Origin of the sequence: Micromonospora sp. NPDC049662 (genome assembly GCF_040675055.1) — a bacterium.
In the GTDB taxonomy this organism is placed as follows: Bacteria; Actinomycetota; Actinomycetes; order Mycobacteriales; family Micromonosporaceae; genus Micromonospora.
In genome coordinates this window covers 34642-57643 of the sequence record NZ_JBFAOC010000014.1, presented here as the reverse complement: position 1 = coordinate 57643, position 23002 = coordinate 34642, and the positions used below count along the sequence as shown (strand labels likewise).

Annotated in this window: 26 protein-coding genes; 19 read left to right on the top strand and 7 right to left on the bottom strand. The window is 71.2% G+C overall.

Annotation, left to right across the window (positions count from 1 at the left end; translation table 11 throughout):
• Window positions 1–9: 9 nt before the first annotated feature.
• The 14 genes from AB0J36_RS13795 to AB0J36_RS13730 all read left to right on the top strand — a co-directional run bounded on the left by AB0J36_RS13795 (window position 10) and on the right by AB0J36_RS13730 (window position 13536).
• Complete coding sequence (locus AB0J36_RS13795) at window positions 10–189, top strand: hypothetical protein (protein WP_363660612.1); 180 nt, start codon at window positions 10–12, stop codon at window positions 187–189.
• A gap of 2 nt (window positions 190–191) precedes the next feature.
• The gene (locus AB0J36_RS13790; RefSeq protein ID WP_363660611.1) at window positions 192–629 is read left to right on the top strand and encodes a TadE/TadG family type IV pilus assembly protein; all 438 of its coding nucleotides are present in this window, start codon (window positions 192–194) and stop codon (window positions 627–629) included.
• Window positions 626–1075 (top strand): pilus assembly protein, encoded by a 450-nt coding sequence (locus AB0J36_RS13785; RefSeq protein WP_363660610.1) that lies wholly within the window; start codon window positions 626–628, stop codon window positions 1073–1075. The genes AB0J36_RS13790 and AB0J36_RS13785 overlap by 4 nt, the downstream gene beginning before the upstream one ends.
• The gene (locus AB0J36_RS13780; RefSeq protein WP_363660609.1) at window positions 1072–1491 is read left to right on the top strand and encodes a hypothetical protein; all 420 of its coding nucleotides are present in this window, start codon (window positions 1072–1074) and stop codon (window positions 1489–1491) included. The genes AB0J36_RS13785 and AB0J36_RS13780 overlap by 4 nt, the downstream gene beginning before the upstream one ends.
• A gap of 90 nt (window positions 1492–1581) precedes the next feature.
• On the top strand, window positions 1582–4863 hold the full coding sequence (locus AB0J36_RS13775; protein ID WP_363660608.1) for a LysM peptidoglycan-binding domain-containing protein: 3282 nt from the start codon (window positions 1582–1584) through the stop codon (window positions 4861–4863).
• Between the two features lie 46 nt (window positions 4864–4909).
• Window positions 4910–5155: a hypothetical protein gene (locus AB0J36_RS13770; RefSeq protein ID WP_363660607.1), complete on the top strand. Its 246-nt coding sequence runs from the start codon at window positions 4910–4912 to the stop codon at window positions 5153–5155.
• A gap of 182 nt (window positions 5156–5337) precedes the next feature.
• A complete protein-coding gene (locus tag AB0J36_RS13765) occupies window positions 5338–6093 on the top strand; it encodes a hypothetical protein (protein ID WP_363660606.1) in 756 nt (251 codons plus the stop codon).
• A gap of 581 nt (window positions 6094–6674) precedes the next feature.
• Window positions 6675–7037 carry a hypothetical protein gene (locus tag AB0J36_RS13760; RefSeq protein WP_363660605.1) on the top strand — a complete coding sequence of 121 codons (363 nt, stop codon included), beginning with the start codon at window positions 6675–6677 and terminating at the stop codon, window positions 7035–7037.
• Between the two features lie 3 nt (window positions 7038–7040).
• A complete protein-coding gene (locus AB0J36_RS13755) occupies window positions 7041–8831 on the top strand; it encodes a DEAD/DEAH box helicase (RefSeq protein WP_363660604.1) in 1791 nt (596 codons plus the stop codon).
• Between the two features lie 76 nt (window positions 8832–8907).
• Entirely contained in the window at window positions 8908–9303 is a 396-nt protein-coding gene (locus AB0J36_RS13750) for a hypothetical protein (protein WP_363660603.1), read from the top strand.
• Window positions 9300–9650, top strand: a complete 351-nt coding sequence (locus AB0J36_RS13745) for a hypothetical protein (RefSeq protein WP_363660602.1) — start codon at window positions 9300–9302, stop codon at window positions 9648–9650. Before AB0J36_RS13750 ends, AB0J36_RS13745 begins: the two co-directional genes overlap by 4 nt.
• Before the next feature lie 67 nt (window positions 9651–9717).
• Window positions 9718–10734 (top strand): hypothetical protein, encoded by a 1017-nt coding sequence (locus AB0J36_RS13740; RefSeq protein ID WP_363660601.1) that lies wholly within the window; start codon window positions 9718–9720, stop codon window positions 10732–10734.
• A 155-nt stretch (window positions 10735–10889) separates the two neighbouring features.
• On the top strand, window positions 10890–11126 hold the full coding sequence (locus AB0J36_RS13735; protein WP_363660600.1) for a DUF5999 family protein: 237 nt from the start codon (window positions 10890–10892) through the stop codon (window positions 11124–11126).
• Window positions 11127–11142: 16 nt separating this feature from the next.
• Window positions 11143–13536, top strand: coding sequence for a DNA translocase FtsK 4TM domain-containing protein (locus AB0J36_RS13730; RefSeq protein WP_363660599.1), 2394 nt, complete (start codon window positions 11143–11145; stop codon window positions 13534–13536).
• Window positions 13537–13825: 289 nt separating this feature from the next.
• Here AB0J36_RS13730 and AB0J36_RS13725 read toward each other — a convergent pair whose 3' ends face one another.
• From AB0J36_RS13725 to AB0J36_RS13695, 7 genes are all read right to left on the bottom strand, one after another.
• Entirely contained in the window at window positions 13826–14782 is a 957-nt protein-coding gene (locus AB0J36_RS13725; protein WP_363660598.1) for a hypothetical protein, read from the bottom strand.
• Between the two features lie 204 nt (window positions 14783–14986).
• Window positions 14987–15349 carry a hypothetical protein gene (locus AB0J36_RS13720; protein ID WP_363660597.1) on the bottom strand — a complete coding sequence of 121 codons (363 nt, stop codon included), beginning with the start codon at window positions 15347–15349 and terminating at the stop codon, window positions 14987–14989.
• Between the two features lie 5 nt (window positions 15350–15354).
• Window positions 15355–16284, bottom strand: a complete 930-nt coding sequence (locus AB0J36_RS13715; RefSeq protein WP_363660596.1) for a hypothetical protein — start codon at window positions 16282–16284, stop codon at window positions 15355–15357.
• A gap of 158 nt (window positions 16285–16442) precedes the next feature.
• Window positions 16443–17354, bottom strand: a complete 912-nt coding sequence (locus AB0J36_RS13710; protein WP_363660595.1) for a hypothetical protein — start codon at window positions 17352–17354, stop codon at window positions 16443–16445.
• A gap of 3 nt (window positions 17355–17357) precedes the next feature.
• On the bottom strand, window positions 17358–18017 hold the full coding sequence (locus AB0J36_RS13705; RefSeq protein WP_363660698.1) for a M50 family metallopeptidase: 660 nt from the start codon (window positions 18015–18017) through the stop codon (window positions 17358–17360).
• A gap of 17 nt (window positions 18018–18034) precedes the next feature.
• Window positions 18035–19657 (bottom strand): hypothetical protein, encoded by a 1623-nt coding sequence (locus tag AB0J36_RS13700; protein WP_363660594.1) that lies wholly within the window; start codon window positions 19655–19657, stop codon window positions 18035–18037.
• A 124-nt stretch (window positions 19658–19781) separates the two neighbouring features.
• Entirely contained in the window at window positions 19782–19949 is a 168-nt protein-coding gene (locus AB0J36_RS13695) for a hypothetical protein (protein WP_363660593.1), read from the bottom strand.
• 147 nt (window positions 19950–20096) lie between these two features.
• Here AB0J36_RS13695 and AB0J36_RS13690 point away from each other — a divergent pair, with 147 nt between their 5' ends.
• From AB0J36_RS13690 to AB0J36_RS13670, 5 genes are all read left to right on the top strand, one after another.
• Window positions 20097–20375: a hypothetical protein gene (locus AB0J36_RS13690; protein ID WP_363660592.1), complete on the top strand. Its 279-nt coding sequence runs from the start codon at window positions 20097–20099 to the stop codon at window positions 20373–20375.
• 43 nt (window positions 20376–20418) lie between these two features.
• Window positions 20419–20778, top strand: a complete 360-nt coding sequence (locus tag AB0J36_RS13685; protein ID WP_363660591.1) for a hypothetical protein — start codon at window positions 20419–20421, stop codon at window positions 20776–20778.
• Complete coding sequence (locus AB0J36_RS13680; protein ID WP_363660590.1) at window positions 20771–21067, top strand: hypothetical protein; 297 nt, start codon at window positions 20771–20773, stop codon at window positions 21065–21067. Before AB0J36_RS13685 ends, AB0J36_RS13680 begins: the two co-directional genes overlap by 8 nt.
• Window positions 21068–21101: 34 nt before the next feature.
• The gene (locus tag AB0J36_RS13675) at window positions 21102–21923 is read left to right on the top strand and encodes a hypothetical protein (RefSeq protein ID WP_363660589.1); all 822 of its coding nucleotides are present in this window, start codon (window positions 21102–21104) and stop codon (window positions 21921–21923) included.
• A gap of 116 nt (window positions 21924–22039) precedes the next feature.
• Complete coding sequence (locus AB0J36_RS13670; protein ID WP_363660588.1) at window positions 22040–22990, top strand: hypothetical protein; 951 nt, start codon at window positions 22040–22042, stop codon at window positions 22988–22990.
• Window positions 22991–23002: the final 12 nt, after the last annotated feature.

The following is a 23002-nucleotide window of genomic DNA, read 5'->3' as shown; positions in this document are numbered from 1 at the left end:
AGAAACAACATGCCCCTCATCGAGATCCTGGTCGGATACGTCCGGGCACGAGCCGCCGAGGTCAGCGACGACCGAGGCGCCACCGCCATCGAATGGGCGATCTTCGCCATCCTGGCCCTTCTGATCGCTGGCCTGGTCGCCGGCGCGATCACCCTGGCCATCAACAACCGGCTTCCCCAGATCGTCTGAACATGAGCGACGATGGCCACGCGCCGAGCCTGCCCGTACCCCGGTGGTGCAGGCGGCTCGGCGCGCGGCTGCGCGCCGACGACGGAGCAGCCGCAGTCGAGTTCATGATCGTCGCCCCGGTGGTGCTCGCCCTGCTGTTCTTGGCGATCCAGATCGCCGAATACTCCTACGCGCGGTCGATCGCGTTGACCGCTGCGCAGCAGGGCGTCGACGCCGGCCGGGCCTACACCGGCGGCCCTGGCGAGGCGTTCGCGGCCGCCAACGACTTCGTCGACCAGGCTGCCGGCAGCAGCCTGTCCAACACCAACGTCCAGGTGAACGCCGGGCCCGAGCAGGTCAGCGTGACCGTGACCGGCCTCAGCCCGTCCTTGGTGCCCTGGATCCCCGGTTGGAACGTCAGCCAGACCGCCACTGGCCCGGTCGAACGGTTCACCCGATGAGCATCCTTATCACCTGGTGGCGGGCGCGGCGGCCCGCCGACGACGGGTCGGCGGCACTGGAGACGGTGATCCTCGCCCCGCCCTTGTTGGCCTTCCTCGCGTTCGCCGTCATCGGCATGCGGATCGAGGTCGCCGCCGGCGCGATCGAGGCCGCAGCACACGACGCGGCCCGCGCCGCGTCGATCTCGCGGACGGCGGCCGAGGCGCAGGCCAACGCCAACGCCACCGCGAACGCATCCCTGTCCAACCAGGGGCTGTCGTGCGACCCGGTGGTCGCGGTCAACACCACCCAGTTCGCTCGGCAGGTCGGCACGCCGGCCGCCGTCACTGTCGACATCACCTGCGCCGTCAGCTTCGCGGACATCGCAGCTCCCGGCATGCCAGGATCGAGAACGCTTGAGGCGTCCTTCACCTCGCCCATCGACTGGTACCGGGCCCGCCAATGAGACGCCATCTACGTGCCGCAGCTCGCGATGACGGCCGGGTCGCCCTGCTCGTCCTGGTCCTGGCGTTCGGTGTTCTCGCGATGATCGGACTCGCGGTGGACGGCGGGGGCAAGATGCGCGCCCTGAAGCGGGCCGACTCCATCGCGATGGAGGCCGCCCGGGCAGCAGGGCAGTCGATCCAGTTCCAGCTCGCCGTACCGGGCGGCGAGAAGGTCGTGGACCCCGCAGCGGCCGTTGCGGCCGGCGAGAGTTACCTGGCCAGCGCGGGGGTGGACGGCGAGGTGATTCCCAGCGCGGACGGGCAGCGCGTGACGGTGACCGTCACCATCACCTACCAAACCCAGATGCTGTCGCTGATCGGTATCGGCGAACTCCCGGTGACCGGAGAGAGCACGGCGCAACTGCTCACCGGGTGAAACCGGGCGAACGGGTGCGCCCGGTTTCCCGCCCGTGCGGATCGATGGTGGGATCAGGGTCTTCGCGCTTGGTGAAAGAGGAGGTGCGTGATGCGAGGCCCTGCCCGTAGCGCCGGCCAGATCGTATCTGGCGTTGCAGCGCTGATCACGCTGATCGCCCTGCTGGTCGGTATTCCGATCGCCTTGGTCCAACTCGCCGGCGTGCCGGAACGGCTTCCCACCCTGGCCGAAGCAGGCCAGGCCATGATCAGACCAGACGAGAGCGGCACCCTGTTCATCGCCGCTGTCGCGGTCGTCGGCTGGCTGGCCTGGGCGACGTTCGCCGTGTCGGTGGTCAGGGAGGTGGTCGCGCACGTGCGCGGCCGGGTCGCCCGGCGCCTTCCGGTGCTCGGGCCGCAGCAGCGGCTGGCGGCTGTGCTGGTCGCCGCCGTCAGCCTGTTGGTGGCCGGGCCGGCCATCTCCGCCACCGCGGCGCCGGTGCCCGCCACCGCCGCACCGCCCGCGTCGGCGGTCGCCATGGTCGACCACCCGGCCGCCGCGACGGCCGCCGTGGTGGTCGCCGCCGATCCCACCTCCCGCGCTGAGTCGTCCGACGGCGAGGAGTACCGCGTCGCGAAGGGCGATTACCTGGGCGGCATCGCGGACCGGTATCTGGGCGACTTTGATCGCTACCCGGAGCTCGCCCGGCTCAACGACCTACAGAACCCGAACCGGATCCGCCCGGGCCAGGTGATCGAGCTCCCGGACAGCGCCGTGGAGCGGGGTGCGCGCCCCCACGCGACCGGCCACGTCATCGACCGCGATCCGCCGCCGGAGCAGCCCGCGGCCCCCACCGCCCCGGCCGACGAGCCCGAGACCGGAAGCGGACCCGCCGACGCTGGCGCCGAGCCCGGGCCGGCGCCGACGGGCGCTGCACCGACGACCACCCCGGCCAGCCCGAGCGCCGAGGCGTCGACCAGCCCGGCAACCCCGAATCCAACGACGACCGCGGCAGCGGCCGATCCAACGGCAACCCCGAGGACCGCGCCGGCCAGCCCGACGCCCGCGCTAGCGGTGGAGTCAGCTCCCGCCGGCGATCAGTCCGACTCAGGCGACGACGCCCTCGACACCGCGCTCCTGGTGGGCGTGCCACTGGTTGGCGCGGGCCTGCTCGCCGCGCTGACCCTCACCACGCTACGGCGGCGGCGCCGTCGCCAGGAGCAGCACCGCCCGGTCGGCCGGCGGCTGCCCGAGCCCGTTCGGCCGGAGGTGGAAAAGGAATTGCGGGTGGTCGCACAACCAATCGCGGTGGACCGGCTCGACCAGGCGCTGCGGGTCCTCGGCGCGACGCTGGTCGACCGACCCGCCGAGCAGATGCCCGACATCGTCGGCGCGTGGTTGACCGGCGACACGGTCAACCTTCTGCTCACCAGGCCCTGCCCGAACCCGACCGCGCCATGGATCGGCGACGAGATGACCTGGACGCTGCCCGGTGACGTGGAGCTGCCGGACGTCGACGGACAGATTGCGCCGCTGCCGACTTTGGTCGCGGTCGCTTCCCGACCGGGCGTGCACCTGCTGCTTGACCTGGAGCGGCTCGGCGTGGTGTCCATCACCGGTCATCCCGAGCGCAGCGGTGACCTCCTGCGCTATCTCGCCGCTGAGCTGTCGTGCAACACGTGGAGCGACCATGTCGAGGTCACCGTCGCGGGGTTCGACGCGACCGAGACAGCCGAGTTCATCGCGCTCGCTGGCGACCGGGTCAACGCCGCTCCGAGCGTCGCGGTCGCTATCGACCGCATCCGACGACGGGCCTCCCAGGTCGTGCAGTCACTTGACCACCTTGGGGCCGGCGACCCGCTCTCCGGCCGGGTCGCGGACATCGCCGCCGACGCGTGGATGCCGCATGTCCTGTTGGCGCACAAACCGGACCCGGATGAGGTCGCCGCGCTCCAGGCCCTGGACAACGACCTTGCCGCCGCAGGGCGCTGTGCCGTCGCGGTCGCGGTCGTCACTGACGCAGAGGTTGGACGCTGGCCTGTGGCGATCGCCGCCGACGGTCGGCTGACCGTGGAGTTTCTCGGCCTGACCGGCGACGACGCCAGCCTCACCGCTGCCCGGCTGCCCCGTGCGGAACTGGCCGACCTGGCCAATCTCCTCACCACGGCCCGGCAGGGCACGCCCAGCGCCGCCCCGGGCCCGGTTGCGGTAGCCGATGACGACTGGCCGCTGGTCCCGCCCGCCCCGGAGCCCGAGTCGTGGGCCGAGGGCACCGACGCCGCCGGCGGCCTGCTGGACGAGCCGCGCACCCCCGTTGCCACCGAGGAGCGCGAGGCGTCAGCTGACGGGGTCAACGAGCCCGAGGAACCGACCTCCGTTGAGACCGCAGCCGAGGTTCTGTCCGCCGAACTCGGCGCGGTGCCCGACATCACCGAGGGCGACGACGCGCCGGAGCCCGACGCGGGCGCCAAGGTGCCAGCCATCGTCGCCCTGCCCTCCCTGCCTCTGCAGACCCGTCGACGCGTGACGTCGCCGATCCGGCGTCGCCACAACGATCCGAGCCTGGACACCGACGTACGCCGGTGGGTCGATGGCGACCCGGCAAGCCCTCGCGTCGCGATCCTCGGGCCAGTCACGGTGGAGGCGCCCGGTCGTGTCCCATCCGAGCGGGTCCGCTTCTACGCCGAGATCATCACCTACTTGGCAGCTCGCGGCGAGCGCGGTGCCACGACCGATGCCTTCGATGAGGCGCTGTGGCCGGGTCACCAGGTCAAGCCGGCCAGCAGGCGGGTCGACGTGTCTCGGGCACGGCGCTGGCTCGGTCAGACCGCCGACGGGGAGCCGTGGCTGCCGGACGCCACCAGCGACCGCCGGTACCGCCTGCGCGAGGGCTACCTGCTCGACTGGCACCTGTTCCGCCGCCTGCGGAGCCGAGGCGAGAGCCGGGGCCCAGCCGGCACCGGAGATTTGCGCCAGGCGCTCGGCCTGGTCCGCGGCGCGCCTCTGGCCGGCGCCGACATCGCCTACTCAGCCGTTGCCCGCAATCCGTACACCTGGCTGCCCACCTCAGACATCCAGCCGCACCACCTGACCTCCGGTGTGGTGGACACTGCCCACCGCCTGGTCGAGCTGTGCCTGGACGGCGGCGACATCACCGGAGCCCGGTGGGCGGTCGACCAGGCGTGGCTGGCCGATCCGGACCGGACCAGCGACATCACTTGGCGAGATCTGCTGCGGGTGGCCGCCGCCGAGGGCAACGTCGCCGAGCTCGAGCAGATCCTCGGCGACCTCATTCGCGTGCGTGAGGCCGAGGTCCCGGAGGACCTGGACAAGGACACCTACCAACTCCTGTGCGAGCTGATGCCCGAGCGTATGCACGCCGGCGTCCGCTGACACGAACCCCAGTGACCAGCGAGAACAGGCGGAGTACGGTTCAGCGGTGAGTCAGGAGGAGGAGTTGGTCGACGCCGTGAGGGGGCGCGACCACTGGCGCCTCGACGACCACGCCGCCTGGTACGCCCCACCCGGGTCGAGGGCGCATGTCCGGATCCAGCCCGTGGCGCAGCCGACCCGCCGGAGCCGCTTCGCCGCTGCGATCGTGCGGGACGCGACGGCGGAGCACGTCCTGCCCTGCGCGACCGCGACCGAGGCGGTCCGGTGGGCCGAGCGGGTCCGGCTGGACTGATCCGAACGCTTCCCGGCGCATCCGCAGGAAAGCTTCCCGGCGCATCCGCAGGAAACCAGCCCTGACCTGCTTGGCCGACTGGGATCGTCGGAGTTACGCTCCCCCTGTCTTCGCACACACGTTCGACACTTCCCCCGCGTTCGGGTGGCTCGGAGACGCAACTCGTCCGGGGGAGGTGGCCAGTGGGTACGGACATGGCGGCGGTGCTCGAGTCGCCCGGCGGGCCGCAACGCCGCCAGGCGAGCGCTCGCCGGATCCTCGCCGAGGTCAACGCGAGCGGCGCGGCCTCCCTCGCCGCGGCGCGCCGGCTGGTCGGGGCCGCGTCCGAGCTTCGAGATCTGCGGCCAGACGGGTACCTCGGTGCTCATCCGCTGCTGGCCCCGCTACTGCCCTGGCCGGCCGGGCTGAGGCGCGGCTGCACCATCTCCGTGGAACGCGGCACGTCGGTGCTTCTCGGGCTGCTCGCCGAAGCGATGGGCGAATCGGGGTACGCGGCCATCGTCGGTCTGCCCGCGCTCGGCATGGTAGCCGCTGCGGAGCAAGGCGTGCCCCTGCAGAGATTGGCGCTCGTGCCCGACCCGGGCGTGGACTGGCCCACGGTGGTCGCCGCGCTGATCGACGGCGTGGACATGGTCGTCCTGGCGCCGCCGGCGCAGGTTGCGGACGGCACCGCCCGCGCTCTGGCCTCACGCGCCCGGCGTACGGGGGCGGTACTGATCACCACGCGGCCATGGGTCGGCTGCGACGTGCGTCTACGCGTCGCCGGCCCGCGGTGGCACGGCCTGGCGGAGGGGCGAGGGCGACTACGCCACGCCGAGGCCGTCGTCACCAGCGTCGGTCGAGGCGCGGCCTCCCAGCAGCGCGAGGTGCGCATCCCCATCCCCCTGCCCGCCCCGGTCCGGAGCGCGAGGGTCACCAGGCTCGACCGGCCTGCCTGAGGTGGACGACTGGGACCTGTCATGGCGGGTCGTTCTCAACCGGGAATGGGGCTGGCCGGGTCCCGCCGTCATCACGCTGCAGGTGAGCACGGTGGCGCAACTGCGCGAGATCGTGATGCGGGTCCGAACGGACCCGTCGATCGCAGCGTGCCGGTACTGGCGGTACCGCGAATGGAAGGGCCCGCAGCCAACCAGGTGCCCTCGCGGCGACGAGTACGCACCCGCCGGTATCACCGACGTCGGCTGCCGGTGCGGCCGCTGGCATCGCGTCTTCCGCTGTCACCGCTGTGGAGCGGTCGAGACGATCCCGTCGACGGCCACCGACTGCGGGCCGATTCCGCGCGATGCGGAGGCTGAGTCGGAGGCGGCCCGGTCCGGCACCCACGGGGGAAGGCGCCGCACCGGGCCAGCTCGCGACCGAAGGCTACCGCCGGCTCGCCCGAGGTGATATCCCCCAAGCCGCCAACCGTTGAGTATCATAAATTACACGTGTAGCCTGTACTCACGCGAGACGTGGGGCGGCGAATCCCGTTCACCCGTACCGAACCCCGTCCAGCGCGCGAGGCGAGGAGGCCGCCGAGTTGAAGGACATCGGGACACTCATCCGGAGCAAGCGGTTCAGGTACGCCAACGAGACCGAACTGCAGACCGGGATCGAGCAGGTTCTCGCCGACGCGGGGCTACACCCGAAGCGTGAGGTGTGGCTCAACGACCGCGACCGCCCGGACTTCCTGGTCAACCAGGAGTCGGTATCGCTCGCGATCGAGGTGAAGATCGCCGGGGCCAACGGCGACGTCCGCCGGCAGTTGCAGCGCTACGCCGAGAGCGACCGGGTCGACCAGCTGATGCTCGTCACCACCGTGCGCCGGCACCTGAACGGGCTGACCACCGAGATCGGCGGCAAGCCCCTGACCGTAGTGCTGTTGCGGCGAGGGGGGCTGTAGTCGATGCCGACCACCTCGGGCAAGTACGCCTACCTGGAGCGTGAAGGGCGGCGGCCGCAGTGGGTCATCGCAGCCACGCCTGACACCACCATGATGCTCAAGCGCAATTTTCCCGGCCACGACCAGGACTCGCAGGGCTGGGTGTACCTGACGGTCACGCCGGAGAGCAGTCGCCGCCTTGAGTGGTTCATGGACCTCTACCCGCTCCAGCCTTACGACGCGAAGTGCCTCGCCATGCTCAACAGGCTGGCAGACCAGTACCGCAACGCCGAGGTCGAGGTCATGCGGGTGCTCGACGGCGACGCGACGACGTGGGATTACGGGGCCCGTGAGCCGGCGCTGAAGCCGCGTGACTACCAACTTGCCGTACCCGCTCTTCTGCGGGCCACCGGCGGGCTGCTGCTCGGCGACGACCTCGGGCTGGGCAAGAGTCTGTCGGCCACACTGCGGTTTTGCGAGCCCGGGATGCTGCCCGCCCTCGTGGTCGCCCCGACCCACCTCGTGAAGCAGTGGCGCCGGGAGTTGGCGCTGTATTACCCGTGGCTGACCAGCCACATCATCACGCAGACCGCGCCGTATGAGCCGGCCAAGCGTCGAGGCATGAACGGCAGGCAGCCCGACATCCTGATCGTCAACTACCACAAGCTGCACGGCTGGGGTGACCACCTCGCCGGCAAGATCCGGATGATGGTCTGCGACGAGGCCGACGAACTGCGTACGGGTCCGAAGGCCGCCGGTGGCACCGGTTCCCGGTGGTACACCGCGGCCGCGATGATCGCGCGCCTGGCGGAGTGCGTGGTGCTGGCTACCGCCACCCCGATCCACAACTACGGCAACGAGCTGTTCAACCTCGTCGAGATCTACTCCCCCGGCGCCCTCGGCAGCAAGGAGGAGTTCACGCAGACGTGGGGTGGCAAGCACATCCGCAATCCGCGGGCGCTGGGCAGCCACCTTCGCGCGCGCGGGCTCATGCTGCGCCGCACCCGCAAGGACGTGGGCCGGGAGCTCCCGCCGGTATCGCCCATCGAGCAGGCGATCGACACCGACCACGAGAAGCTGGAGGTGCTGCTCTCCGAAGGCGTTACCGCGATGGCCCGGCTCGTGCTCGACGAGAGCGCCAGCGAGCAGGAGCGGTTCACCGCCGCCGGACAGCTCAACAACAGGGTGCGGCACGCGACCGGACTGGCCAAGGCGCCGTTCGTCGCCGAATGGGTGCGGCTCCTTCTCGAGCAGGAAGACGAGGAGAACGACAAGGTGCTCCTCGTGGGTTGGCACCACGACGTCTACGAGGTCTGGGAACAGCGACTCGCCGAGTACAACCCGGTCCGGTTCACCGGCCGTGAGTCCCCCACGCAGAAGGATGCCAACCTGCACCGCTTCCTGACGGACCCGAAGTGCCGGGTGATGCTGCTGTCGCTGCGCTCCGGGGCAGGGATCAACGGCCTGCAAGAGGTCTGCTGGAACATCGTCTTCGGCGAGCTCGACTGGACGCCGGCCAAGCACAAGCAGGTCATCGGCCGCTGCAACCGCGACGGGCAGGTGCACCCGATCACCGCCTGGTTCCTGGTCACCGACGACGGATCCGACCCGCCGATGGCCGAAACCCTCGACATCAAGACACGCATCGCTACGCCCATCGTGGACCCGGACGCTCCGCTGGTTGAGGACACCGCGGTCGAAATCAACCGGGCCAAGGTGCTCGCCGAGAACCTCCTGCGCCGTCGGTCGAAGCTCTCCCCAGCCGGGCGCCCGGGACTCGTGGCGGCCGGTTCCACCCACCGCAGTTCCTCGTAACCAACACCGGCCCGGGGCGGCAACGCCTGCCAGCAATCCCCGCCCCGGCCCGGCCAGTCCGAAGGAAAGGACCGTCATGAGTATCCTCCGTCGCCGGGCCACGGTCTTCGTGGCCACCACCACCGCCATCGGCGCCCAGGCCGCCGCCGGGGTGACCTCCCAGGTCGGCTCACCGAAGGTCGCCATCGGCATCGCCAGCGCCGGGTGGCTTATCGCCGCCGTCGTTGGCACGGCAGCCCGTCAGCCGATCGACCCGCCGCCCGCCGCGCGGCAGCCGGCGCTGTCGAGCCGTCGCCCGCAACACGCCCTTCCCGCTGCGACCCGCACTGGCGCGGCCAGGCGGGCCGTGCGTCCGACGCCGATCCCTGGCAGGACGCACCGGCAGGCGATCCGGGCCGCGGCCCCCCTGGCGCAGCTTCCGGGCCCGGCGCCGCAAGGCCACTCCACCGCCAGGCCCTCGGTGACGCCGTGATCGACACCAGGGCCGACGTGCACTGGGTGTGCTGCGACGCCAACCTCGCGCTGTGCGGCGCCGTCCTGACCGGCGGCGACCGGTACGCCGACGACGCCGCCACCTGCGTGCTGTGCGAACTGGCCGCGACCAGCGACCTCCCGTGCGGGTCGCCGTTCTGTGATGTCGGCCGCGACCCGGCCGAGGTCGCAATCTCCGGCCGCTGCCGGGTGTGTGGCTGCACCGACGACGATGCCTTCCCGGACGGCCGCCGCTGGGTCGATGACCCCGCCCAGTTGGGCGACCTCTGTTCGGGCTGCCTGCCGGCTGTCACCGCCGCGGCACGCAACGGCGTACCTCACTCCTGACCCGAACCGGCTCGCCCACCTCGCCGCCCGCGAGCGTCCCCCACTTCCGCAAATCGAAGGGAGCCCCATGCTCGACTGGTTGTTCCGCCGACCGAAACCGGCCCCGCCCCCGCTCGTGGTCGACCTGGCGGTGCTGATCCCCGGCGCCGCGACGGACTCGACGTATACCGCGATCGCCGCGCACGCCTGGTGGTGCGGCACGTGCCGCATCGGCGACGGCCCGTTCTGGACCAGGCTCGGCGCGGTCGCGGGGCTGGAGGGGCACGGTACCGCCGAGCACGACGATGCCCTTCCCGCCACCGCCTGCATCGTGCAGGTCGTGGTGGATCCCGGTGGCCTGGCCGGGTTGGCTCGGTCCCGTCGGCGCCGTGCTCTGCGCGCCGGGCTGGCCTCGCTGTGTACCGGTGACCCCGGGTACGCAGGCGACGCCATCGCCACGGTGCGCGCCCACCTCGACACCATTGAGGTCACCGAGGAGTGGCAGGCTGCCCGGCTCACGCTGGTCGCCTGCTGTCCGCACCCGGGCGAGGACGAGCACGGATCCTGTACCGGCTGCGCCGTCTACCTCACCAGCCTGGATGACCCGGTCCTGGCCGACATGGCGCACCCGGTCGACGAACTCGCCGCGCTGGCCCGCGCGGGCGCCCAGGAGATGCTCGGCAAGGCCCTGGCCCGGCACGCCGCCGTGACCGCCGATCGGGCCCTGCACATCATCCAGGCGGTCCGGGCCGAGCTCGAGTTCGCCGACCATGCGGGCTCGGGGCAGGACCCGCTGCGTGTGCTGGCCTCCTGTTGTCCGCACCCGCACCGGGACCCGATGGGGTTCTGCTCCGGATGCGGGACGGAGCCACCGGTCGGGGAGTGGGTGCTGGCCCACAACCCGGCCGGCGGCTGGGAACTGCACGCCGGCGACCGCCGAGTCGCGACGACGACCGGTATCGACCCGCGCGCGGCGACCGCCGCGATCCGCTGGGCGGCAGCGACCGCAGCCGCTACCGGCGACCGGGTGATCCGGTTCGCCCCGCGCCCGGGACGGTACGGCGCCGTCGAATACGTCGCCGTACGCGCCGCCTCACCGCAGTAGCGCCGCGCCTGGGCGGGACAAGCCGAACCCGGGCACTTCGCGCTCCGCGACCGCACGGGCACACGCGCGTTCATCGCTTTCAAGCCACCGACCAACCGAGGCGACCCAGAAGGCCCCGTCCGGGCGGCCGCCGCGCCAGGAGGAGACAACCACCCATGGCCATCGCCGACCTGCTGCCCCAACCGAGCACCACGACCTGTCAGCACCAGCCGCCCTGCCCCCCGGCCGAGGCGTCTGACCGCGACGCCGCCCGCACCGTTGTCCGTCACCCCGAGCAGGGCTGGAGCCGGCTCTGCAACGGCGTCATCACCTTCGACGACACCGGCGAACTCCTGCCCGACGGCACGACGATCCACCCCCACCGCGGCCCGGCGCTCCACAAGATCCTCTGAGAAAGCGAGGCCCCCGATGTCCGACCGCAAGCGCGCCTCCGCGTCCACCCGCCGAGGACGCGGTACGTCTCCGGCTCGCCGCAGCCCGGCCAACACCCGTAGCCGCCGCAGCAGCGACCCCAACCCCCTCGAAGGCATCGGCCGCGTCTTCGCGGGAGTCGTGCTCGCCGCCGCTCGCGGTGCCGGGTGGCTGGTGCGACGCGTCGGCCGCCGCGCCGAGGTCCACCAGGGCGACCGCCGCGACGGCGCCGGCCTGGCACTGTTCGGACTCGGACTGGCCTTGGCCCAGCTCATGTGGTTCGGCCTGGGCTTGCCCGGCCACGTCATCGAGATGCTGATCCGGTGGGTTATCGGCCTCGTGGCCTTCGTCGCACCCGTGATCCTGCTCGCCTCCGGGGTGTGGATGATGCGCGCCCCGAGGATGCCCAACCGCCCCCGGACCGCCACCGCTTGGGCGATCATCCTGCTGGGTTTGACCGGGCTACTCGAGCTGGCCAGCGGCGCCGGACCGGCCAGCGCCGGTGGACTCCTGGGTCTGATCAGCGGAGCGCTGCCCTCCCTGCTGCTCCCGACGTGGGCGACCGCCCTTCTTCTGGTCGCCCTGACCATCTACGGCGTGCTCCTGGCGACCCGCACCACCGTGGTGGACCTGATCGATCACGGCAAGGCGCTGCACGAGCGGCTCCGCCACCGGCGCGCAGCAGCCGACCACGACCTGGTCGAGGAGGAGGACGAGGGCGCCGCAGAGGTGGACGTGCTGAGCGATGTCCACCTGCTGCCGCCGGCCGTGAGCGACAAGAACCCCGCCACGGTCATCACCCACACGCCGGCGGCGACGACCGCCGACGAGGCCCCAGCCCCGGCGACTGGGCCCGGCCCGGCCCGGCCGGCCACCGCGCCGCCGGCACCCCGTTCGCGGCTGGACGCCGAGTACCAGCTGCCCCGGCCCACGCTTCTGGTCACCGGCAAACCGGCCAGGAACCGCACCAGAGTCGACGACGAGATCGGCAAGGCTCTGGCAGGGGTGTTCGATCAGTTCCGGGTCGACGCCGAGGTCACCGGTTGCACCAAGGGGCCCACCGTCACGCGGTACGAAGTGACGCTCGGAGAGGGAGTGAAGGTCGAGCAGGTCACCAAGCTCGGCAAGAACATCGCCTACGCGCTGAGATGCGAGGACCCGCGGTTCCTGAGCCCGATTCCCGGCAAGAGCGCCGTTGGTATCGAGGTGCCCAACCGCGTACGAGACACCGTGCTGCTCGGCGACGTACTGGGCGCCAAGCAGGCGACCGGCGACCCGCACCCGATGATCGTCGGGCTCGGCAAGGACGTCGAGGGCAACGTCCTGCTGGCCAACCTCGCCAAGATGCCGCACGTACTGGTGGCCGGCTCCACCGGCTCCGGCAAGTCTGGACTGCTCAACGCCCTGCTGGTCTCGATCCTCACCCGCGCCACGCCAGACCAGGTGCGGCTGCTGCTGATCGATCCCAAGCGAGTCGAGTTGACCAGCTACGAGGGAGTCCCGCACCTGGTCACGCCGATCGTGACCAACCCGAAGAAGGCCGCCGACTCGCTGGACTGGGTCGTGCGCGAAATGGACATGCGCTACGACGACATGGCGGCCGCCGGGGTACGGCACATCGACGAGTACAACCGCAAGGTGCGTCTCGGGCAGATCAAGCCACCCGCCGGCAGCGAGCGGCAGATCCGGCCGTACCCCTACCTGCTGGTCGTCGTCGACGAACTGGCCGACCTGATGATGGTCGCCCCCAAGGACGTCGAGGACTCGGTCGTCCGGATTACCCAACTCGCCCGGGCCGCCGGCATCCACCTGGTGCTCGCGACCCAGCGTCCGAGCGTGGACGTGGTCACCGGTTTGATCAAGGCCAACGTGCCGTCCCGGCTCGCCTTCGCCACCGCGTCCCTGGCCGACTCCCGGGTCATCCTCGACCAGCCCGGCGCCGAAAAACTGCTCGGCGCCGGCGACGGGCTCTTCCTGCCGATGGGCGCCGCCAAGCCCGTCCGTTTTCAGGGCGCGTGGGTCGACGAAGCCGAGATCGAGAACGTGGTGCGCGCCTGTAAGGCCCAGGCGCAACCGGAGTTCGACCCGACCGTCACCACGTCCGCGGAGCCTGACGGATCCGGGCGCCGCCCGGCGGACGGCGATGAGATCGGCGACGACCTTGATCTGTTTCGGCAGGCGGTCGAGTTGGTGGTCACCTCGCAGTTCGGCTCGACCTCCATGCTCCAGCGCAAGCTGCGGGTCGGTTTCGCGAAGGCCGGCCGGCTAATGGACCTGATGGAGACCCGGGGCGTAGTCGGCCCCTCGGAGGGGTCCAAGGCCCGCGACGTCCTCGTCAAGCCCGACGAGCTGGAGGGGGTGCTGGACGACCTCGAACTCGTCGACAGATAGGGGGCACCGCCTCGCGCTGCCGTCATCCATCAAACGGCCCGGCCGCCAAGCCTCGCGCTGGCGTCCGGGCCGTTCGCTGCCGACGCCCCGCGTCGCCGGCATCGCTCTATCGGTACAGATAAATCGGGGTCGGGTCGACGTGGCCGCCCGACCGGTCAGTAGGCTGGGCAGCGCAGCTGCCGCCAGTAGTGCCCATCCAGCTCGCCGCGGCCGTGTGATCCGGTCTGAACTCGGGCTCGCAGTGAGTCAGGGTGGTCACGCGGTGGACCACGTCGGGGCCGTAGATCATCTAGTGCCCGCCGGTGCCAGCGAGGCCGCTCACCTGGCGGATCCGCTCGTCCCCGGCCGTGATCATCTTTTCAATCTCGGCGATGGCCGGTGTCGACGTCCAGGTCTCGGTGTACTCGTAGTGCGATTCGATCAGCCAGTCGGTGGTGTCAACGCCGTGTTCCTTCGCCGCGTCCCGAATCGCGTGCGTGGGGTACTCGTCCTCGCCGAGTTGCTTGAGCAGCCACCCGTCGAGCGCGGCGAACTCTGAGGCGCGGCGGTCCCACATCTCGGCCGCCTCCTGCGCCGGCCCTTTAGCGTCAACGACGCGCAGCAGAGCGGACTTCCACATGTTGTCCAGAGTCGTGTCCAGTGCCGCGTACGCCGTGCGCAAGGTCTCTCGGGCGTCGACGAACGCCTGCCAGTGCTCCGCCGGGGTGCTGTACGGGTGCCCGTCACGCCTCCCGAGCAACTGGCCCACCTGGTAGCCGAAGTGGGCCCGCGCCCACACCCTACGGACCAGGCCGATTTCGGTGTGCCGCTGCGAGCTGCGCTCCCAGTTCCGCTCGCCGTCGCCGTCGGAGGGGTGGATGTTCCGCCACTCCTCCGGCAGTTCGGGCTCCGGCTCCCGACCGGTGAACGGCTTGGTGCTGAATTCGTATCGAACGCCGCGCCAGTCACGGCTCTTGCGCACGTTCACCAAGTGCGGGTGGCGCCAGCCCGGTACGGGCAACTCGATGTCGGCCTGGCCGGTGGTGGTCGGCATGGTGGGGGGCTCCTCACGGGTTCGGGTCGGTTCGATGCCCTTGGCGCGCAGGTCTGCGTAGATCGCCTCCCGGCCGACGCCTGCGATACGAGCCAGCTCCGAGATGTTCCGGTTGCCAGCCCGCCAACAAGCCGCGACGAGGGTGGGGCGGTCGGTCGCTGCCCAGCGTCGCAGCGCGTCGAGGGTAGACGCGCGCACATCCTGGGATTCCATGCTCCACAGTCTATGTCGGATAATCCGACAGGTCTACAGTGTCGTTCTATCCGACAACTGGCGCGTCGAGAGGTTCGGAGCCCCACAGGATGCTTCGCAGGGAGCGCGGCGCGCTCCACCAGGCGTCGCCGTTACCCGGCACCGCCCTATCAGTACAGATACAACACACGAGCGATGAGTGCGGGGCAGGTGAGTGCCTGCTGACTAGTGCCCATCGTCGTGAATCTCGCAGAACGGGTCGCCTGCGGCTAGCCCGCCGTCGAGTACGCCGAGCAGGTCGACGCGGTGCTCCACCTGGTCCCAGGCTTCGATGCAGGTCGGATCCGTGGGACAGGCGACCCGCACCTCGAGTTGCGCGGACGCCGGCTCAGGCTGGTCGAACCGCAGGTGCAGGATGTGCAGTCGGCCGTGGACCCGTCCCTCGTCGTCGAGCTGGTCGCCCCAGGCAATCAGGGCAGCAACGTCGGCACCGACGCGGAACGCGGCGAAGTCGGCGGCGTCCGCCGAGACCGGACGGATCGGAGGCGGAGCGGCGAGCATGCGGCGCAGGTCGTCGTTGCTTGTCACCGAGGTCACGCTCGTGACCGTCCGTCGGGCTCCCCGCCGAGGCGATCGAGCACCTGGTTGAGACGGCGGGCGTCGGTCTCCGCGCGTTCGGTGGCAGTGGCGAGTTCGCGCTCCAGATGGGCCGAGCGGTCGGCCTGCTGTCGCGCGTCGCCCTGGGCCTCGTCACGCTGCCGGCGGGCCGCTTCCAACTCGACCGCCAGCCCGGCGGCTCGCTGCTCGGCTGCGTCGCGGCCCTGGCGGGCGTCGTCGGCCTGGGCAGTCAACTCGTCAACCTGCCGGCGTAGGCCCGCGCGCTCGACGTCGGCAGCCTCCAGCCGACCTTTCAGTTCGGCAACCTCGGTCCGCGCGGCCGATTCGCCAGACCGCGCGAGGTCGAGTTGCTCGCGCAACGACCGGGCCTGCGTCTCGGCGTCCGACTGAACGCGGGTCAGTTCCTCGCGCAGCAGGCGAATCTCCGTCTCGGCGGCCTCTCTGCGCTGGGTCTGCTCCCTCGCCGTTTGCGTCGCGGTCGCGGCGAGCGTTTCGGCCCGGCCGCGGGCCCGCTCGTGTTCGGCAACGCGGCTGTGCGCCTCAGCGACCTGCTGGTCAGCTTCGCGGCGCGCCGTGCGCGCCCGCTGGTCGGCCTCCTCGGCGCGAGCGACCGCCTCAGCCCGCTCCTGCGCGGCCTGCCGGGCGGTCTCGGCCGCCGACCGGGCCGTCCGTTCCGCCTCCTCGGCCCGTTCGTTGGCGTCAGCGGCCCTCTGGCTGGCTTGCCTGGTAGTGCCCATCGCCTCGGTGACCGTGGTCGACAGGGCCTGCCGGATCTCGACGTAGAGCTCGTGCAGCTCGACAACCGGGGCGGCCGCAGCCTCGGCGCGGTCCAGCAGCCGGGCAACGACGTCGAGCGGGCCGGCCGTGCCGGCGGCCTCCAAGGCGGCACGCTCAACCGCCGCCATCTCCTTGCAGGTCCGGCCGTCCCACCTGCGGTCCGGGCAGTAGGAGAACTTGGGGCCACGACCGACTCTCACCGGCAACCGCCAATCGCAGACGCTGTAGCCGCACGGCGGCCCGGTGCGCTCCTGCGGGGGCGGCCACTCGCTCGTCGCCGGAATGCTCACTGCGTGACTCCTTGCTCTCGGTGCCGCGTCCCGGACGGTCGGGCCGGTCGGTCGTGGGACGGATGGTCCATCAAAACAGCACGGCATGGGCGGCCGGCGCCCCCCGGCTGTGGCGCATCCCGGGCGGTGACGAACGGGGAGCAGGGCCAGGGCGTCACGGCGCGGGGCGAGGTGTGCTTGGTGCAGGCCGCGCAGGCGAGCTGCTGGCCGAAGTCGATGAGTGGAAACGTCGTCGGGTAGTGCTGAACGAGGAGGTCAACGAGGTCGGGGCGGGGCGTCGTGTCGACCGGCGGGGGGTCGATCGTGCACGTGACCACCCTGGTCTGCGTCGCGCTGCTGGACCACCCAACGAGTTCCTCGACCACGACGACGCGCCGGGCGGCACGCTGCTCGATCCGGATCTCGTGCCGTCCGCTGACGCGGTGTAGTTGGTGGGCGCCGAGCCAGCCGGCCACGGTGGCGACCTCGTCGTGGGCGCCGAAGAGGAAGTGGTAGCTGGGCAGGGCCCACACGGTGGGGCCGGGTTCGTCGGCACCGAGTCGCACCGCGCGGCGGGCTTGGGCCCGCGCGGCCTTGCCGGCGTCCCGCAGGGTGGCCTCCGCAGCGGCTTCGCGCCGGCGCTCGGCGATCTGCCGGTCGACGACATCCGGGTTGACGGCGTACGCGCGCACCTGCACCTGCTCGGCGTCCGCACGGGTGCGGTGGCGCATCGACAACCCGGCCGGGCCCCACGAGGCCCAGCGCTGCCCATCGGGGATGTCGCCGGCGCCGCACCAGTAGGTGCCGCCGACGACGGCGTCATCGACTAGGAGGTGGAAGTCGTCGCCGGGCTGGTCCGTTGAGCCCAGATCGGACCAGCGCGGATCTGCGGGACGGCGGCTGACGGTCATCGTCGCGGTGCCCTGCACGGCTCACACCCCTCTCTCGGTCGGGTCGGACGGCCGAGACGTATCACCAGCCGGAGCCGCCTTCCGCCGGCGGCGGGCCGCCGGCCCCCAGTTCCGCAGGCTGACGTAGTTCGGAATCCAGAACGCGTGAGCATCGGCGGGCACCGACTCCGGCCGCATGGTGGGGGCGCTGCTGATGCACCCGCGAATCTGCGGGCCGGTCAGCGCCCTGCGGCTGGACAGCAGATGCTCGGCGACGGCGAGCACCGCGCCGTAGTGGTTGAGCACGAGGTCGAAGGCCAACTCCCACGACCGGGCGATGAGGTCCAGGACGGTGACGCCATCGGATGCCGCGTGCCAGTCTCGAGCTGCGGCGCGGATGTTGGTGACGTCGCCGTCCTGACTCGCCTCGGCGATGCCCCACCGCTCGTCCGTGCCGGCCACGTCTTCGGCGATCAGGCCAGCGCAGGAGATGGCGATCGACTCCAGCGCCGGGAAGCCGCCACGGCGCGGGCGCAGCACGACCACGCCGACGCCGTCTCGCGGCGCAAGGGTGGCGTAGCGCACGGCGATGCCGGTGAGCGTTGCGACCACCGCGTGTCCCGCCTCGTGGACGGCCGTGGAGATCCTGTCGTGCTCGGCGGCGATGTTCGCCGGCGGGATGCCGGGCGGCGCGTTGACCATGGAGTCCACCAGCTCGCTCAGCCGTCCGCCCGGACCTGAAAGGCCCGGAACGCGGCGTCACGGTGAGGGGTGAATCCGACGCCGCGGGTGGAGACGCCGTTGAACCAGCGGATGGGTAGGGCGGCCGGCTTCAGGCCGGGGCGGCCAGGCGCCAGTTGCAAGGCAGACATCTTGCAACTGCTGCGCAGGACAGTGAGCTCGTCCATCGCCAGACCGTCCCGCAGCTTGACGTTCCCCCCGAACTCGCTGACCAGCAGCGATGTGGTGTCGGCGATGATCGCGACGCCGGCCCTGCAGGCGGTCCGGTGGATCTGGTCGATGAGGTACCGCGCGCGCCTGTCGCTGGCCAACACTGCGGGGAGTCCTGCGAGGACCAGCAGGATCAGCGGGTGGTCGGGGGTCGGAATAAGCATCTGCTGACCTGCGGCCTCCTGGCCGCGCTGGTTGATGATCCCGGCGACTTCCGCGAGCAGGTCGACTGCGGTAGCGGGCGTGACGGCGGTCGGATGTCCGGCGGCGGCCAGGTCGTCGAGGCCGGTGGGGTCCACGCAGTAGGCGCGGACGAGTTCGTCGCCGGCGACGGCGGTTAGGGCGCCGCGCAGCAGCTCGACGGTTCCGGCCGAGCTGTCGCCGCACACGAGGTGGTGGATCGTGCCGCGCTCGTTCCACAACCGCCAGGTCGCCGGGGTGTGATCGGCATAGAGCCCGATGTGCAGGGTTCCGCTGGCCTGGTCGAACGCGGACGCGCCGGGGTGGTCCACGGGGTGGTACAGCGGGCTGGTGTCGTCGACCCGGGTCAGTCGGATCAGGTTGCCGATTCCGCCCGGCCCCGCCTCGATGATGAGCTGCTCGATCGGGCGTTGCAGCCCGGCGGCGATTCGGGCCCGCTGCGCCCGTGCGTCGTCAATGGTGTGCCGGCCGGGGGTCAGCCGCAGCAGGTACTCGTCGACGCCGGGCCGGATCTGCTGGTGGGTCTCCAGACGCGACCCGGGCAGGGTGTAGGGCGCGATCAGGTGCTGCCAGATCGTCGGTAGGTCGGCTTGGTCCAGATCGAGCTCGTCGTCGCCGAGGGTCGACGCGGCGGCGCGCAGGGCGAGCATCATGACGCGGTCGCGGCCGGCGTCGGTGAGCTGATACCTGCCGAGGACGTCTCGGCTGATCAGTCCGGCGGCGGTGGTGCTGGCGAGTGCCGCTTGGACGCCGGCTGCGCTGATGCCGGTCCGGTTGACGATGTCCTGCAGGCGGCGGGCACCGACCGCGATCGCGGTGAGCACGGCGACCGACTGCCGGAGCCGGCCGTCCAGCGGCGCCGGCGGGAGCGGTTCGGCCTTGGGGGTGGCCAGCTGCGCGGTCCGCAGGGCCGCCGCTTCGGCCTCGCGGCCGATCGCCCACAACCCCTCAGGGGTGATGCGGTGCCGCACCCGGCCGGGGCCATCCTCCAGGAACTCCTGGATGGCCCAGCCACGGACCACCGCCATCTCGACCGGGGGGTCGCCGGCGGCGCGCGTCGTCGCGGTGGACGGTGAGCCGTCGACCGGGAGCGCGGCCAGGAACTGGGCCTCCCTGGTGGTGGGTCGGCCGCCGGGGATCCGGCGCTGCGGGCGGGGCGGCTCAGTGGTGCTGGTGGGCGCGTCGCCCATGTCGTACCTCCTCAGGTCGGGGGGTGTGCCGATCGCCTGCGCGAGCAGGGGATGGATCGGCTGACGGGAAGAACGGAGCCGCCCCCGGCGGGTCGCGCGGCGGTGGACGCGAAGCGGTCGGGGGTCATCGGTAGAGCACGGTCGGGTAGCCGTGCGCCCGGAACCAGTCGTCGAGCAACTGGGCGATGTCGTTCGAGCTCGCCTGGTCGTCGTCGGCGTCGCGGACGTCGGCGTAGAGCTGGCGCACCGCGTCCGGCGGGACGTCCGGCAGCGCGGCGATGTCGGGATCCACCGTCTGTCCTCCCCTCGACCGTCCCGGCGACCCGGGGACACCATCAGGCTAATGCAGAATCACGTAATTAAGGTACCAACATGTTTCACGCATAATTTTAATTTAGACAGGAAGACAGCATAGGATAATCACTGTTATCCTATGGAGATGGCGAACCCTCCGCGCGGCTCCCAGCTGGGCCACAAGTCGACGATCGCCCTGCTGCTGATCGCGGAGGCCGGCGGCCACGAGGTGCGCTTGCGCGACATCCCGGCCGCCGACCGGCGCTTCGTGCACAGCAAGTCGCTCGTGCTGGAGCAGATGGGGCTGATCAGGCACGGCGCGCGCGACCTCAACGGCGACCCCGACCCGGACCACTACCGGATCTACAGCCTCACCGAGCTGGGCCGCACCGCCGCCGAGCTGATCCGCGCAGCGGCCCGATGATCGTCACCGCCGCGCTGACCGCGAAGAAGGAGAGGCACGTCTGATGGGCTACGTCATCATCCGGCCGACCGCCGACGCCGACGAGTACGTCATCTGGTGCACCAGCTCCGACCAGCCGGTCGCGGTCGGCAACCGCGTCGAGATCGCGGCCGACGCCGCGGCGATCGAGCCGGACCGCGACGACATCGACGCCCGGCTCGACCACGCCGACCTGCACGGCTCGTCGATGATCCCCTACCCCTTCGGCTGGTGGGACGACGACGGCTTCCTCTACCAGCAGCGCGGCATCCTGCCGCGCAACCGGCTCGCCGAAGCGGCCCACCTGCTCGCCACTGGCCGCGACGCCGAGGTGTGGGCCCTGCTGCAGCCGTTCGAGGACAGCGAGAAGGAGCGCGATGCCTGACCACGACCACCAGCCGACCCGCGAGCATCTGATCTGCGCTGTCGCCGAGACCAGCACGCTGTGGGACCGCTACGTTCTCGCCGTCACGCCCCACGACGGCGGCCAATGGGTCATCGAGCACCGCAGCTGCGGCCTGTTCTGGGACCGCCACCACACCTGGACACCCGGCATCGCCAACGCCGCCCGGTTGCCCGAGGACAAGGCGCGGCGGCTGGCGGACCGCCTCGCCGTCGACCTCATCACCGACGGCATCGCCGCGACCGAGACACTGCGCGGGCTTCAACACTGACCAGGCAACGCCCCTACGCCTCCGGAGGAATCACGTGACCATCGACGTCCAGCTCGTCCCGGGCTACAACCAGACCGTGCTCCCGGGCAACAACCACAGGTTCGAGGGCCGCCGGATCGTCGGGGCCGACATGTTCCGCGTCGACATGACCGTGATCGTCCCGGCGACGCCCAGCGAGGTGCGGACCCGACTCGAGGAGAAGAACCTGCTGCCCGAGCACGTCACCCCGGGCCAGCCGTACGGCCTGATCCTGATGAGCTCGCAGCTGGTCGAGTGCATGTACCTGACCACGCCCGCGCTGGTCGAGGCGTACCGCGACAAGCCATTCCAGCTCCCACAGGGCCAGGGCATCGTCTACGGCGGCTGGCCGAACGCCCACGGCGGGCCCATGGAGGACCTCCTGCCAGCCACGACCTGGTTCCCGGGCGGCGTCGGCATCCTCGACGAGATCAAGGGCATCGACGGCGCCACGGTGACGATCTACGAGTACACCGTCGACAAGGCCCAGGCATACAACCACTGGGCCGAGCCGGTCGGTGAGCGGATCACTATGGTCACCTACCACTGCGACCGCTGCCACACCCCGGCCCCGTCCGACCTGAGCGAGAAGATCGAGAACCGCGGCCCCAACGAGCGCTACATCGCGGCCCTGAACGCGCGCAACCACACGCGCGGCACCGACGGGCACTGCAAGGTGCCCGACGGCAAGATGGAGCAGGTCGTCTCCCGGGTCGCATCCGAGATGCGCGGCCGCACCATCGAGCTGCCCGGCCCGGCGTCCTCGTGCGCGGCCGAGGAGGGCTGCGCGCAGGTCCGCGAGGCCCGCGCCGCGACGATGCTGCTCGCCAGGGCATGAGCCTGTTCTGGGACCGCCGCAACACCTGGATGCCGGCGCCATGCCCCAGCGGCCGCCCGGCGTGATCAAGCACGACAAGCAGACCGACGACACGCCGTGAGACCGGAGGCACCCTGATGCAAGACCGACCCGACCCCGACCCCGCGGGCTTCCCGATCGGCGTCAGGGCCGACGGCACCGAAGCGCTGCACCACCCGCCGCTCATCGGGATCCACATGATCCGGGACGAGGCATGGGGCATCGCCACCGGCGGTGGCAAGACCAACCAGGCCCGGCAACTGCTCGACAAGCTCATCCGGGCCGGCCGCGCGACCATCGTCCCGTTTGACCCAGACCTCCTGCCCTCCGGCACGAATTGGCGACGGCCTTTCGCCCGCCAGGTCGAGACCCTGCCCAGCGGCCCCGTCCGCCGACCGCCGGTCGCTGACCAGAAGCCTCACCCCGCCGCGCCCCCGGTCGCGCTGCGGCCGGGCGAGACGTGGGGCCGGGTAACTCTCAACGAGGACTCCGAGGCCGCCACCTGGCCTGCGGTGTACAACCCGCACGACCGCGACGACAACGACTTCCTGCGGCCGCGATTCACCGCCATCCAAGCCGAGCAACTGCGTCGGCACCTGGACGCCGCAGCCGCCGGCGAGATGGACGAGCCGATCGACACCCTGTCGTGGGACGCCGACACCCTGGTGCACACCAGCACCGGCTTCGCCCCCAACGGCACCCGCCTCGACGGCGAGGAGCCGGATCCACCCGTACGCATCCAGCCGGACGAGCGCGGGCTCTACCAGGTCACCGGCTACGGCATGAGCTGGGACGTCGACCCCGCCACCGTCGGCCAGACCCCCGCACCGGTCAAGGTCCGGTTCCAGGTGGGCGACGCGGTGCGGCAACTCGGTGACGGGGAGCCTTTCGTCGTGACCGTGCTGGAGATCGGCACGACAGACCAGTGCGCCTGCGACGACTGCCTGATCGAGCCGCAGACCTTCCGCTACCTCCTGCCCGACTCGGGAGACGACGAGTGGGCGCACATGTACGAGTTCGAGCTCTTCTGGCGCCCGGACCACGACTGATGACTCGCAGCG